Genomic DNA, 12474 nt, shown 5'->3' on the forward strand with positions numbered 1-12474 from the left:
TAGGGCAAAAACCAGACCCCTCCGGAGGCGATCCGAGTAGGCGCGGCCCACGCGAGTTGGAGCCTGCAACGTCTGAGACATGGACGTGACAGCCGGGAGAGACCGGCACCCAAACACCCAAGCCGGAGGCGCATCCCATGTCAGAGACGTTCAAAAGCACTGACGACGCCCGAGTCGTGAACAGCCCCGTGCGCCATATCCCCCGCACCTTGAACGACGCCGAGGCGCGCCGGGTCTCAGCCGTCAAGGATATCGGGGATGCGTTTCTGACCGAGATTTCATGCGAGCAGGGGCGCGAGTTCGCCATCGCGCGCACCAAGATCGAAGAGGCTGTCATGTGGGCCGTCAAGGGGCTGACCCGCTGATGCCTTACCTCACAACACAAGACATGATCGACCGCTACGGCGAGGGCTTTTTGGCCGAGATCACCGCCCGCGATGGCACGCCGGGCGTCGTCGACACGGGCGTTTTGCAGGTGGCTGTCGACGATGCCGTGGCCCTGGTCGAGAGCTATGTCGCGGGGCTCTACAATTCGGCCAACCCACCACGTGCACTCACTGTGCATGCCGCCGCGATTGCCTGGTATCGGCTCCTGGGCGCGCGGGCCGCTGCCTTTGACGGAGCGAAAGACGGCCATGACGCCGCCTTCGCCTTTTTGCGCCAAGTGCGCGAGGGCGAGGCCTCGCTTGGCGACGAGACGCCCGAGGACACCGGCCGGGGCAATCCCCAGCTTCCGCAGATCAGCGCGCCTGCCGGCACCTTCAGCCGCGACAGCCTCAAGGGGTTCTGAGATGGTCACCCTAACCGTCAGCCTCGACAGTCTCGACTTTGACAACGCCATCGCCGACGGCCTGCGCCAGTTGTCCGACCTCACCCCTTTGATGCAGAACATCGGGACGGTTCTGGAAACCTCTGTCTCGGAGCGGTTCGAGAAGGGTGAAGGTCCGGGCGGCATCGCGTGGCCCATCTCGCACCGCGCGCGCGAGTTCGGCGGCAAGACGCTGGTCGACAGCACACGCCTGCGCGACAGCATCGTGACAGAGGCCGACAGCTTTTCCGCGCGCATCGGCACCAACGTGCCCTATGCCACGACCCATCAGTTCGGCGCGTTTATCGAACCCAAGGCCGCAGGCGATGAAGCCACGGCCAAGCTCGCCTTCACCCTGCCCAATGGCCAATTCATCATGGTCGACCAGGTCGAGATCCCGGCCCGGCCATTCCTCGGCTTTGACGACAAGGACGAGACCGACATCGCGGACACCGTCGAGACCTTTCTGCGCGAGGTCTTCGCATGACCATCAACGATATCATGACCCGGATCGAGGCGCAGGTGCCCGAGCTTGCAGGCCGGATCGACGGCGGCCGCGCCTTTGTCGATCTGATCCGCTCCAAGAAGCTGCCCGCGCAATCGGTCGCGGCCTATGTCTTTCCCTCCGGCATTCAGGGCAGCCGCCCCGACGCCGCCTCGGGCGTCTTCAGCCAGATGCTGACCCACCGCACGAGCGTGGTGATCTTCGCGCAGAGCTTTGACCGCACCGGGGCCGCCTCCCTCGACAAGATCGACCAGTTCCTGATGCGCGTGGTGCGCGCCTTGGCGGGCTGGGCACCGGGCGACGAGGTCGGCGTCTTCCGGTTCGAACGCGGGCATCTCGTGTCCAGCGGGGCCGGTGTGCTCGCCTATCAGCTCGATTTCTCCATCGACGATCAACTGAGGATCTTCACATGACCAATCTCCCCACCTCCGGCGGGTCCTACACCCGCGACGACAAGGGCGCGCTGAAACACGCCGAGGCCGCGCCCAAACCCGCGCCTGCCCCGAAACCCGAGAAAAAGGACGCTGACAAATGAGCCTGCTCTGGAGACGCAAGGTCCTGCTCGCGAAGCTCGAGACCACCTATGGCACCGATGCTGCCCCCACCGGCGGCGACGCAATCCTCGCCAAAGACGTGCGCCTGTCACCGATGCAGGGTCAGGACCTCGACCGCAATCTCGACACGCCGCACGGCGGCCCCACCGGCACGATCCCGGTCGATCTGCACCGCACGATCTCCTTCAAGGTCGAGCTGGCAGGCTCCGGCACCGCCGGGGCAGCGCCCCGCTGGGGCCGTCTCCTGCGCGCCTGCGGCTGTGCTGAGACCGTGACCGTGGCCACCTCCGTTGTCTACAACCGGGTCTATTCGAACCTCGAGAGCGTCACGCTGCATCTCAATATCGGCGGCACGCTCTATGCCATGATCGGCGTGCGCGGCACCGCCGCCTTTGACGTCTCGGCCTCGGGCATTCCCTATATCGAGTTCGAGTTCACGGCCCTCTACGTGGCCCCGGCCGACGTGGCCATTCCCACGCCGGATTTCTCGGGCATTCCCGATCCGCTCGCGGCCTCGGATGCGAACACGCCCGTCTTCACGATTGATGGCACCGCGCTCGTGATGCGCAGCTTCAAGCTCACCCTCGCCAACCGCATCGAGCCGCAGTTCCTGATCGGCGAGGAGGAGGTGATCCTCGACGGGCACGAAAACACGATCGAGGCGCGGGTGCGCGCGGTGGCGCTCTCCACCTTCGACCCGTTCACCATGGCCGCCGCCCAGGAGAAGGTCGCCGTCGAGATCGAGCACGGCAAGACCGCCGGGAACATCGTCAACATCGCGGCCCCGCGCGCGCAGATGCAGCGCCCCGAAGGGCTTGAGGACGGGCAAGGCCGCAAGGAATGGCCGCTGCGCCTCGTGCCACTGCCAACCACTTCCACCGCCGCCGACCAGTGGGTGATGACGCTCACCTGAGCCGGTTCAATGCCCCCTTCAACACCCCTTTGAAAGAGAGATCACGCGCATGTTCAAGATCGACCAGACCCCCACCTTCACCCACCGCGTCGAGATCAAGGTGCCCTCCGACGGCGGCCACGAGGTGCAGGATATGCAGGTCACATTCCGCGTGCTGCCCGACGCGGAGGTCGAAGGCTTCGACATGCGCACCTCGCGCGGGGAGCGGGAGTTTCTCGCGGCGGCTGTGGTGGGCTTTGACGATGTCGAGGACGAGAAAGGCGCGAAGCTGCCTTATAGCCACGCCCTGCGCGACCGGCTGATTGGTCTGGCTTATGTCCGCGTGGCGATGATCAACGCCTATTACGCGGCGCTCATGGGGAAACGGGTAAAAAACTGAAATGGGCCGGGCGGGCATGGGCGCGCGGCGACCTGATCGGCGATGACGAGGGGCGCGACCATGACGACGAGGCGGCCTTCTGGGGGATCGACCCGGGCCAGCTCAGTCGTGATCCGTCCGGCCTGGGCAACGGTGTCTGGCCGCAGAATGTCCCTGCCGTCCGCGCCTTCCTCGCGGTCTGCAACCAGTGGCGCACCGTCTCGGCCGGGCTCGCAGGGTTCCGCGTGGTGGGCCTCGATTACACGGCCGCGCGGGCGGGCCTGCGCATGAGCGGCATTCGGATCACGCCCGAGCTTTGGGCCGAGGTGCAGGTGATCGAAGGCGCGGCCGTGGCCGCGATGCGGGAGAGCTGACATGACATTGGTCGCACGGGCCGAGATCCTCATGGACGCCGACCAGGCGAAGGCAGAGCTGCAGGCCACGGGCACCGCCGCCAAAGGGGCGGCCCAGGACATTCGCGGCGTGGGCACCCAAGGTGCGGCTGCCGCGCGCGGTGTGGGCCAGCTTGGGACTGCCGCCCGGACCTCGGCAACCGGCCTGACCGCCGCCAGCAGCGCCGCCGAGGTGAACGCGGCGGCGACCCAGAAAGTGGCCTCGGCCAACCGCCTCGCCGCAGGCTCGATGGGCAACCTGGTGGCGCAGGGCAATGACGTCGTGCAAATGCTCATCGCCGGGCAGAACCCGCTGACGCTTGCCGTTCAGCAGGGCACCCAGATCACCCAGGTCATCGGCCCCCTCGGGGCCGCAGGCGCGTTCCGGGCTTTGGGCGGCGCGGTCCTGTCGATGCTGAGCCCGATCAATCTGATCACCATCGGCGCACTGGCGGCAACGGCGGCCGTGGTCAATTGGTTCACCTCCGCGTCTGAAGAGGGCGAGAGCTTTGCCGATACGGTCGAGGCACTGGAGACCCGGATCGACAGCCTCAAGGACAAGATCGCCGAGGCCTCCGCCACCCGGCTCGAACTGGCCGAGCGGTTTGGTGAAGGTTTCGTCGAGCGCGCGCAGGACATCCTCGACCGGATCGTCGAGGCCGAAAAGCGGATGGCGCAGCGCGAGGCCACAGCGAGTATCAACAGTTTTATCGCGGAGAGCGGCGTTGATGTCGGTGCCGCACTTGCGGCGCGCAACCAGAACCCGGCTGCGGCCACGGGATTTGAACTGGCAACCGACGGGCTGCAATTCGACGTCGCCCGCCAGTTCGAATTGACGGAGGGCCTTTTGGGGCGACTTCGTGCCGGAAATCGCCAGCTTGTGCAGGAGTTCATCAATGACCTTGCGACGCTCAGCGAGGCCGCGTCCGGCACCTTGGAGGAACAGCTGGCGGCGCTGACGGCTGTCATTGAAAGCTACGACGCGCTGGCAGTGGCCTCTGGCAACCGAAACGCGCAAGAAGACGCGCAGCTTCTGCTCCTCCGCCAGCAGCAAATTGAGCTCGCCCGCGTCATCGAGCTTCAGAAACAAGACCCCGCGCAAAACCGCCAGAATGAGGAAATGCTTGCCTTCCTCGAACTGGTGACCAAGGCCACCGGCGAGCAGCTCAAGGCCGAGGCGGCGGCGCAAGCCATGCTCTCGACGATGCTTGAGCAGAATGCGATTGCAGAGGCCATCGCACAGCATGGCGAGGACAGCGCCGCCGTGACACGCCTGCGCGCCCAGTTCGCCCTCAATGCGGCACTTGCGGAGGCCGATGCCTCGGACGCAAGCGTGGAGACCAAAGACGCCCTGCGCGAGGCGGCACAAGCCGCATTCGAGATCGCCACGAGCGACATTTCCGGCGGCATCCGCGCGGCCGCCGACGAGGCCTCGCGCCTTGCGGCCGAAGTGCGCGGCGCAGTCGACGCGGTAGCTGACCTGCAGTCCCAAGGCGAAGTGGGGCTGGAGAACGCCCGCATCCGGGCAGAGTTCCGCGACGATCCTATTGGCCGCGCCGGGGCCTTGGCAGGGGCGCGGTTCGACCGGGAAACCGCCGTCATAAGGGGTGAGGCCAGCGGTGATCTGGCAACGGTCGACGCCCTCAACGCGCGCCGGGAGGCCGTGGTTGACCTCGCTCGCGAGACCGCCCGCCTCAACGAGTTGGCCCGCCCCGCGCGCAACGGGTCGCGGGGAGGGTCGCGGGCGTCTTCGGCAAATGAGATTGAGAAAGAGCGCGAGAATATCGACCGCTTGATTGCCTCCAAGCAGCGCGAGATCGACGCGCTGCGCGAGACCGACCCTGTGCAGCGGGAAATGATCCGCTTGCGTGACCGGCTCAAGTTCGCGACCGAGGGCCAGCGCGAGGCGATAGAGGCAAAAATAGAGGCGGAAATCGAAGAAACTGCCGCCATGGAGCGCAAGGAGGAGTTTCGCGACGCGGTGGGCGACGTCCTGCTCGAGGCCGAAAGCCTGCGCGACGTCTGGAGCGGGATCGGCGACATGATCATCCGCGCGGCCAAGGAGGCGCTGATCCTTGGCTCCGGGCCTCTGGGCGGTCTCTTTGGCGGCAGCGGCATCCTGGGCGGCCTGGTCAGCGGCATTGGCGGCGGGCTTGGCGACCTCTTTGGTCTGTTCTCGGGCGGCTCACTCCTGTCCTTCGCGGACGGAGGCCTGCCCGGCTTTGCCAGCGGCGGCGATCCGCGCGTGACCCGCCCCGGCCTCCTTTTGGGCACGGGCACCGGCCGAGGCGACAAGATCCCGGCTTTCGTGAGTGCCGGGGAATTCATCATGACGGCCGAGGCCACAGCCCGCAACCGCGCGGTGCTCGAGGCCATGAACGCAGGCGCCATCATCCCGGGCTTTGCCGGGGGCGGCCTGCCTTTGCCCGCGCAGGCTGGGAGTACCGCCGGGGCGGCGGGCGGCGCAGGCGCGCAGGGCAATGGCGTCACGCGCCTGCGGATCGAGCCATCCGAGCTTTTCCACGCTGTGATCGAAGAGCGCGCGCGCGACATGGCAATTGAAGTCACGACGATGGGCATAAAGCAATTCATGCGCGACGGCCTGCCGCAGGCCGTCGACCGGATCAACAAAGACCCCAAGAGGCGCGGCTAATGGCAGACCCGCTCGCATTCCCGCTTTCATTCGCGGAGTTTCAGGCCAGGTTGAAAATCTCGGTCTCGGAATTTTATATCAACACGCCCATGCAGATCGACCGCACGGCGGGCGGTGTGCCACTCCCTGCCCAGACAGGCGAAAGCAACTGGCGCGGATCGTTTTCTCTTCCCCCCACCAACAACCGCTCGGACGCGGCCCGGATCGACGCGCTCTTGTCCGTGCTCAACACCCCGGGCGCATCGTTTCTCGTCTATGATCCGGTCAAGACGCACCCGGCGGATGATCCGGCCGGGACGATCCTGGGCGCGGCCACGCCGACGATTGCGCAGCTCGACGCAAGCGATGCCCGGATGGTCAAGCTGCAAGGCCTGCCGGGCCAATACTGGCTGCGCGGTGGCGATTTCATTGGCTGGCAATATGGCAGCAGCCCCACCCGCTACGCCCTGCACCGGGTTGTAAGCGATATTCAGTCGGGCCCGCTCGGCACGACCGACTGGCTTCAGGTGACGCCGCCCATCCAGCCCGGCATTATCGTCGGGGACCCCGTGACGCTGATCAAGCCCGTGATCAAGGCGCGGCTTGAACCAAATCCGGCCTACGGCGCGCATCGCTCTGGCAGGGCCGAAGGCGCGCAGTTTTCTTTCGTGCAGATCGTGGGGGTCTGAGATGCGCGACTACGGCACCGCCACTGAGACCATGCTCGCCAGCCTCACCGGCGTCATTACCCGGCATCTGGTCTGGGTCCGGCCTCGGCGACGCGACACCGGACTGATCGAGGCGGCAGGGTTTTGGAATGGCCTCGATGTGCGCCAGTTCACGGTGGGCGCAGAGGTGCGCAGCTATGCCGCTGCCGGGGCGCTGCTGGGGCTTGACCCGATCCGGGGCGAGGTGGGTTTGAACGTGCGCATGCACACGATCCGTTTTTCGGGCATCCCGGCCACGGTTCTGAACCTGTTGAACACCTATCATCTGCTTGGTGCACCCGTTGAGGTGCATCGCGTGTTCTTCGATCCGGTCAAGGCTGTGCAGGTGGGCCAGCCCGTGCGCGTGATCAAGGGGTCAGTCGAGGAGATGCCCTTGCCGCGCGCGGCGGAGGGCCAGAGCGCCGAAATCGAAATGACCGTGGCCAGCGCCGCTCGCGCCCTGACCCGCACCGTGGCCCTCAAGAAATCGGACTCCGCACAACGGCGCATCAACCCGGCGGATCGGGGCCGGGAATATGCGGCCGTCTCCGGTGCAGTGCCGGTGTTCTGGGGAGCTGGCAAGTCGCAGAACGGCACACCGCCGCCGACGGCAACCGTGCCTGCCACGCCAACAGCAGATGACCGCACAGGCGGCTTTTCGGGCAGCGGAGACAATCGCGGATGAGCCGGGCAATGCAACTGATCGATTATCTCGACGCCGTGCGGGCCAAGCGGTTTCGGCCCGGCTCGCACGACTGCGGCATGTATGTGGCCGGATGGGTGAAGGTGGCGACGGGCGTCGATCACGGTGAGCGGTGGCGCGGGCGCTATCGCAGCATGGCAGGCCTCACCCGCGTGATGGCCCAAGACGGCTTTGCCAGCCATGTCGATTACATCGCGAGCCTCTTCCCGGAGATCCCGCCCGCCGTGGCACAGGTGGGCGATCTGGCGGTGTGCGAGGGCAGCGCCATGGGCATCTTTGCCAGTGACCGCGTGTTCGTGCTGCGGCCTGACGGGCTGGGGCATCTGTCCCGCCTCAAAGCGGAGAGGGCCTTCCAGATATGATCCTCTTCTTTGCGATCCTCGCGGCCTTCATCGGAGCACCCAGCGGAGCTTTGGCCGAGCCGATTTCGTCTGCCATTGCCATCGCTCTTGCCGCATCAAGCGCGGGAGCTGGCACCTTTGCTGCAATTGCGGCCGGGTTCGGCGCGCTCGGGGCTTTTGCGACGCGGATCATCGTCGGCGCGGGCCTGTCGCTGCTGAGCCAAGCCTTCGCCAAGAAGCCGAAGGTGAACGGCCAGGGCATCCAGACAGAGCAGACCACAACCGGCGATGTGACGGCCGCCAAGTTCGTGGTGGGCACCTACGCCGTCGAGGGTCACGCGGTCGCACCCGCCTATTCCCGGTTCAAGAACAACGGCATCCTGACCTACATTCTTGAGGTCTCGAATGTCCCCGTCACCGGCCTGACCGGGCGGATCGTTATCAACGGGAAATACTCCGACATCGAAGCGCCCGCCGATAGTTCGGGTCCGTTCAATGAAGTGTTTACCGGGTCTGGCCGCCGCATCCTGACAGCGTTCCGGCAGGACGACACCGATCCAACCGCGTGGCTCTGGTTCTATGACGGCACCCAGACCAACGCCGCCGAGCCTCTGGTGCGCTATTACGAACACCACGTTGATCGCCCCTGGACAACCGACCACGTCTTGCACGGCACGGCCTATGCTGTGCTGGAGTTCGCGCTTGATCCCGAGATCTATCAGGGCCTGCCCTCAGTGCGTTTCGAGGTGAAGGGCATCAAGCTCTACGACCCGCGCAAGGATACGACCGTGGGCGGCTCCGGGCCGCATCGCTGGGATGATCCGACCACGTGGGAATGGACCGACAACCCGCAAGTGATCAATTACAACATCCTGCGCGGTATCACCGTGCCCACCGGCGACATCTGGGGCGGGCGGGTCGATGCAGAGGATTTGCCGCTTGATAACTGGTTCGCCGCGATGAACGAGTGCGACGTGCTCGTGGGGGATCGCAAGCAATACGTGGCCGGGTTCGAGATCAACGTCGAGGAAATGGAACCCGTCGATGTGATCGAGGAAATGAACCGCGCCAGCTTTGCCCAGATGAGCGAGTTTGGCGGCGTGTTCCGGGTGCGCGTGGGTGCGCCCGCCGCCCCGGTCCTGCATGTTACCGACGCGGATTTCGTAATCACGGAAGGCTCAGTGCTGACACCGTTCCCGGCGTTCGACACCGTGACCAACGGCATCACCGGCACCTATGTCGAGCCGAACGACATTTGGGAAGGCCGGGATGCCGATCTGATCCTCAATGAGGATTGGGTGGCCGAGGATGGCCGTCAGCGCGTCTCGAGCCTTGGCTTGCCAGCCGTGAGCGTCAAGGCGCAGGCGCAGCAACTCTTGAACGCCTATCTGCAGGACGGGCGGCGGTTTCGGACCCACCAGATGACATTGCCGCCGTCCTTTGCCCTGGTCGAGCCGCTGGATTCCATCAGCTTCACCTCCGAGGCCTTTGGTTACACCAGCAAAGTGTTTGAGGTGATCGAGGTCGAGGACCGCACCGACACGCTCTTGCAGGTCGTGACCGTGCGCGAGCGCGAAGCGGGCGACGTTGCGATCAAGCCGGAGCTTGAAGTCGCAGCCCCTCTGCCGACCAACGGGCAAACGCCGCCCGCGCCTCTGGTGGTGCCCTTGTCCGTCGCGGCGTTCGATCTGTCGGATGGGGCAGGCAATGCGCGCCGCCCGGCAATCCTGCTGACCTGGATGATTGAAAGCCTGCCCGCGATCCGCAACCTGAAATACCAAGTACGCGTGAAGGCCACGCAAGAGATCGTCGCAGAGGGGACCGCCTCGGTCTCTGATGCGCGTAAACTTGTACCTTTGGACACCCATCTGGCAAACACGGAAATGGAGGCGCAGGCGCGCTACGTGGCGGATGCGCCGACCGCATGGACGCCGTGGCTCAGCGTGACCACGCCGGATCTGCGGTTGACGCAATCCGACCTCAGCGACGCCCTGCGCGACCAGTTCGACGCGGCCTTTGCGGTGACACAGGCGCGCCTTGGGGAGGACGGCATTCCGCCGAGCGTGGCTGACCTGTTGAACCGCATCGAGCAGGTGATCGCCCCGATTGGCCCCGATGATATTCCCGGCACGCCGCATGTCGAACGGTTGGACGGATCGCTGCTGGCCGAGGCGCAGGCGCGAGCGGCGGACGCGCTGGCCGTCGCGGGCGGTATCCGGGCTGCGCGGGAGCGGATCAAATCTGCGGCGCAGCTGGCGCTCGAGGCCACGGCGCGGGATTTTCTGGCGCGCGATGAGGTGCGCACCACGCTGGTGGCCGAGGTCGAAGGTGCGCGCGCCGAGGCGGCTGCGGCGCTGACCGTTGTGGCCGACGGGCAGTTGCAGATCGCGCAATCGGTGCAAACGCTCGAAACCACGACCGCCGATATCGCGGCGCTGGCGCAGACGATTGATCAGGCGCGGATTGATGGCGACGGGGCGCTGGCCAATCAGATCGCGCTCCTCTCCGTGGGCACGGTCACACAGTTCGACCATGCCGTGATCTGGCATTGGGACACAACCGTCGAGGGCTGGACTGGCGTCTCCAACGCGCCCACAGTCACCGCCGACGGCTGGCTCGCCCCCGCTACGGGCAGCGGTGCCGTGTCGCCCGCCGGCCTCGCGATCCCCACGCAGACCTATCGGCAGTTGCGCGCCCGGTTGCGCCGCAGCGGCGCGCCTGCATGGGCCGCGCAATTCTGGTGGGCAGCCGGGGGCCAAAGCTTTGACGCCACGCGCCGTGTGACCGTTGGAGAGCCGGAATGGGCCGACGATGTGGCGCTGCTCACGGTCGACCTGGCGTGGTCTGGCATAGTGGACCGGGTGCGGCTCGACCTGCCCGCAGGCGTCGAGATCGACTGGCTGGCCGTCGGCCGTCCGGCCCCCGGCGCATCGAGCGCGGATTTGGCCGCAGAGCGCAGCGCGCGGATCTCGCAGGGGCTGGCACAGGCTGATGCTATCGAGGCGCTTGGGGCTGAATTGGCCGACCTGGACGGGCGGGCCACCGGCACCGCCGAGGCGCTGGACGCGACCACGGCCCGTGTGACAGACACCGAAACGGGCCTCTCGACGCTGACCGACGCGACCACGGCGCTGAGCGGCAGGGTAGACGATGCCGAGACCGGCATCGGCCTAATAGGCGACGCCGTGGATACCCTGACCCTGCGCACCGAGCAGCTGGAGGGCGGCGAGCGGGTGCAGTCCAATTCTACGCGGGCGGTGCGCTCGCGGATCAAGCTGGCCGGGGATCGGGCGGCTCAATTGGCGGCTCGGTCGATCCTTGGCAATATTGCGGCGCAAGACCTCTTGTCGCGTGCCAGCCAAGACCTCAACAGCAAGATCGAGCTGACCGACGATCAGATCAAGATCGTGGCCGAGGCCGTGACGCTGGTGCAGTCGGCCATTCCGGGGCTGGCCACCGCGGACGCATTGCAGGTTCTGGCGACGGAAGTAACAAACGTCGGCGGCGCGGTGACGGCCCTCGCCACGCGCACCTCGACGGTTGAGAGCGCACTCAACACGCCCGAGACCGGTGTTCTGGCGCGCGTCTCGACGGTCGAGGCCACCCGCGTTACGGAGGCGGAAGCGGTCGGGGCTATCAATCAGATCGTCTCGGTCAAATACGGCGATCTGGCAGCAATGGCCGAAGCTACGGCTTTCGCCGAGGCGACCGCGAACGGGATTTCAGCAGGCCACGTCGTGCGTCTCAACGGTGCCAACGTGTTTGAAGTGGTCAGCGTGGCTGACGGCATAGAGGAAGGGGCTACCGTCACCGGGCGCTGGTTAGGGAACTATTTGCGCCTCGACGGCAATGTCGAGGTCACGGGGGATTTCCTCGCGACCAAGATTTTCGCGCAGGATGTAATCGTCGAGCGGCTGACCGTGACCGAGGAGGTGATCGGCCTCGACGCGGTGGGCAAGATCAGCAACACGCGGCGCTCGATCAATACCGGGGGTTTGGGCACGGCGTATAGCACCGTCCTGACCCACGTTGCCAGCCACAAATCGCGCGCGTCCGAGCGGCACATGATCCTGTTTTGCCGGATGCAGATCGAAGGCTCCAGCGCGGCGGCGGGGAACGTCCTGGAATACCGCATCCTGCGCGACGGCGTGCTCATGTCCGGCGTGCCGCCACTCAAGCGCGACGTGCGCCCGGGTGAGGTGGCCTCGGAATTCTTCGGGATCAAGCAGCGCACGACGGTGGGGTCAACCAGCACCACCTACACGCTCGAGGCCCGCGTTGCGGCCAATGGCGCAGGCATCTCGGCCGTTACGATCAACACCGGCACCGAAATCTGGACCGAAGAGAAGTCAATCGCGGAGATGACATGATGCAGGGCATTCGCAACATCCGAAACCAACTGCTCGCCGCATCAGACTGGACGCAGCTTCCCGACGCGCCGCTTGGCTCGGAGGCGCGGGCGGCATGGGCATCCTATCGGCAGGCGCTGCGCGACGTGACAAACGGGGTGACGGGCCCCGATCAAATCGAGTGGCCCGCGCGGCCAGATCAGCAGGAGTAA

General features: G+C 66.0%; 14 protein-coding genes. All 14 read left to right on the forward strand.

Translation table 11 applies throughout. The features are described 5' to 3' along the window. Positions 1–137 precede the first annotated feature (137 nt). The 14 genes from ROSMUC_RS01320 to ROSMUC_RS01380 all read left to right on the forward strand — a co-directional run bounded on the left by ROSMUC_RS01320 (position 138) and on the right by ROSMUC_RS01380 (position 12474). Positions 138–365 (forward strand): Acb2/Tad1 domain-containing protein, encoded by a 228-nt coding sequence (locus ROSMUC_RS01320; RefSeq protein ID WP_037268702.1) that lies wholly within the window; start codon positions 138–140, stop codon positions 363–365. Continuing rightward, the gene (locus tag ROSMUC_RS01325) at positions 365–790 is read left to right on the forward strand and encodes a gp436 family protein (protein ID WP_037268705.1); all 426 of its coding nucleotides are present in this window, start codon (positions 365–367) and stop codon (positions 788–790) included. Before ROSMUC_RS01320 ends, ROSMUC_RS01325 begins: the two co-directional genes overlap by 1 nt. A 1-nt stretch (position 791) precedes the next feature. Next, positions 792–1295 (forward strand): phage virion morphogenesis protein, encoded by a 504-nt coding sequence (locus tag ROSMUC_RS01330; protein WP_037268708.1) that lies wholly within the window; start codon positions 792–794, stop codon positions 1293–1295. Next, entirely contained in the window at positions 1292–1726 is a 435-nt protein-coding gene (locus tag ROSMUC_RS01335; protein WP_037268711.1) for a phage tail terminator protein, read from the forward strand. Before ROSMUC_RS01330 ends, ROSMUC_RS01335 begins: the two co-directional genes overlap by 4 nt. Further along, positions 1723–1848, forward strand: coding sequence for a hypothetical protein (locus ROSMUC_RS21535; RefSeq protein ID WP_281256568.1), 126 nt, complete (start codon positions 1723–1725; stop codon positions 1846–1848). The genes ROSMUC_RS01335 and ROSMUC_RS21535 overlap by 4 nt, the downstream gene beginning before the upstream one ends. Continuing rightward, the gene (locus ROSMUC_RS01340; RefSeq protein ID WP_037268713.1) at positions 1845–2780 is read left to right on the forward strand and encodes a phage tail tube protein; all 936 of its coding nucleotides are present in this window, start codon (positions 1845–1847) and stop codon (positions 2778–2780) included. Before ROSMUC_RS21535 ends, ROSMUC_RS01340 begins: the two co-directional genes overlap by 4 nt. 49 nt (positions 2781–2829) lie before the next feature. Further along, positions 2830–3159 (forward strand): hypothetical protein, encoded by a 330-nt coding sequence (locus tag ROSMUC_RS01345; protein WP_037268715.1) that lies wholly within the window; start codon positions 2830–2832, stop codon positions 3157–3159. 122 nt (positions 3160–3281) lie between these two features. Beyond that, entirely contained in the window at positions 3282–3512 is a 231-nt protein-coding gene (locus ROSMUC_RS01350; protein WP_052115216.1) for a DUF1799 domain-containing protein, read from the forward strand. A 1-nt stretch (position 3513) separates the two neighbouring features. Beyond that, on the forward strand, positions 3514–6183 hold the full coding sequence (locus ROSMUC_RS01355) for a phage tail length tape measure family protein (RefSeq protein ID WP_037268719.1): 2670 nt from the start codon (positions 3514–3516) through the stop codon (positions 6181–6183). Then, positions 6183–6851, forward strand: a complete 669-nt coding sequence (locus ROSMUC_RS01360) for a hypothetical protein (protein ID WP_037268721.1) — start codon at positions 6183–6185, stop codon at positions 6849–6851. Before ROSMUC_RS01355 ends, ROSMUC_RS01360 begins: the two co-directional genes overlap by 1 nt. A gap of 1 nt (position 6852) precedes the next feature. Then, entirely contained in the window at positions 6853–7554 is a 702-nt protein-coding gene (locus tag ROSMUC_RS01365; RefSeq protein WP_037268725.1) for a hypothetical protein, read from the forward strand. 8 nt (positions 7555–7562) lie between these two features. After that, positions 7563–7934, forward strand: a complete 372-nt coding sequence (locus tag ROSMUC_RS01370; protein ID WP_052115217.1) for a DUF6950 family protein — start codon at positions 7563–7565, stop codon at positions 7932–7934. Then, on the forward strand, positions 7931–12283 hold the full coding sequence (locus tag ROSMUC_RS01375) for a phage tail protein (protein WP_037268730.1): 4353 nt from the start codon (positions 7931–7933) through the stop codon (positions 12281–12283). Before ROSMUC_RS01370 ends, ROSMUC_RS01375 begins: the two co-directional genes overlap by 4 nt. After that, positions 12280–12474: a tail fiber assembly protein gene (locus ROSMUC_RS01380; RefSeq protein WP_052115218.1), complete on the forward strand. Its 195-nt coding sequence runs from the start codon at positions 12280–12282 to the stop codon at positions 12472–12474. The genes ROSMUC_RS01375 and ROSMUC_RS01380 overlap by 4 nt, the downstream gene beginning before the upstream one ends.

Origin of the sequence: Roseovarius mucosus DSM 17069, assembly GCF_000768555.3 — a bacterium.
Taxonomy (GTDB): Bacteria; Pseudomonadota; Alphaproteobacteria; order Rhodobacterales; family Rhodobacteraceae; genus Roseovarius; species Roseovarius mucosus.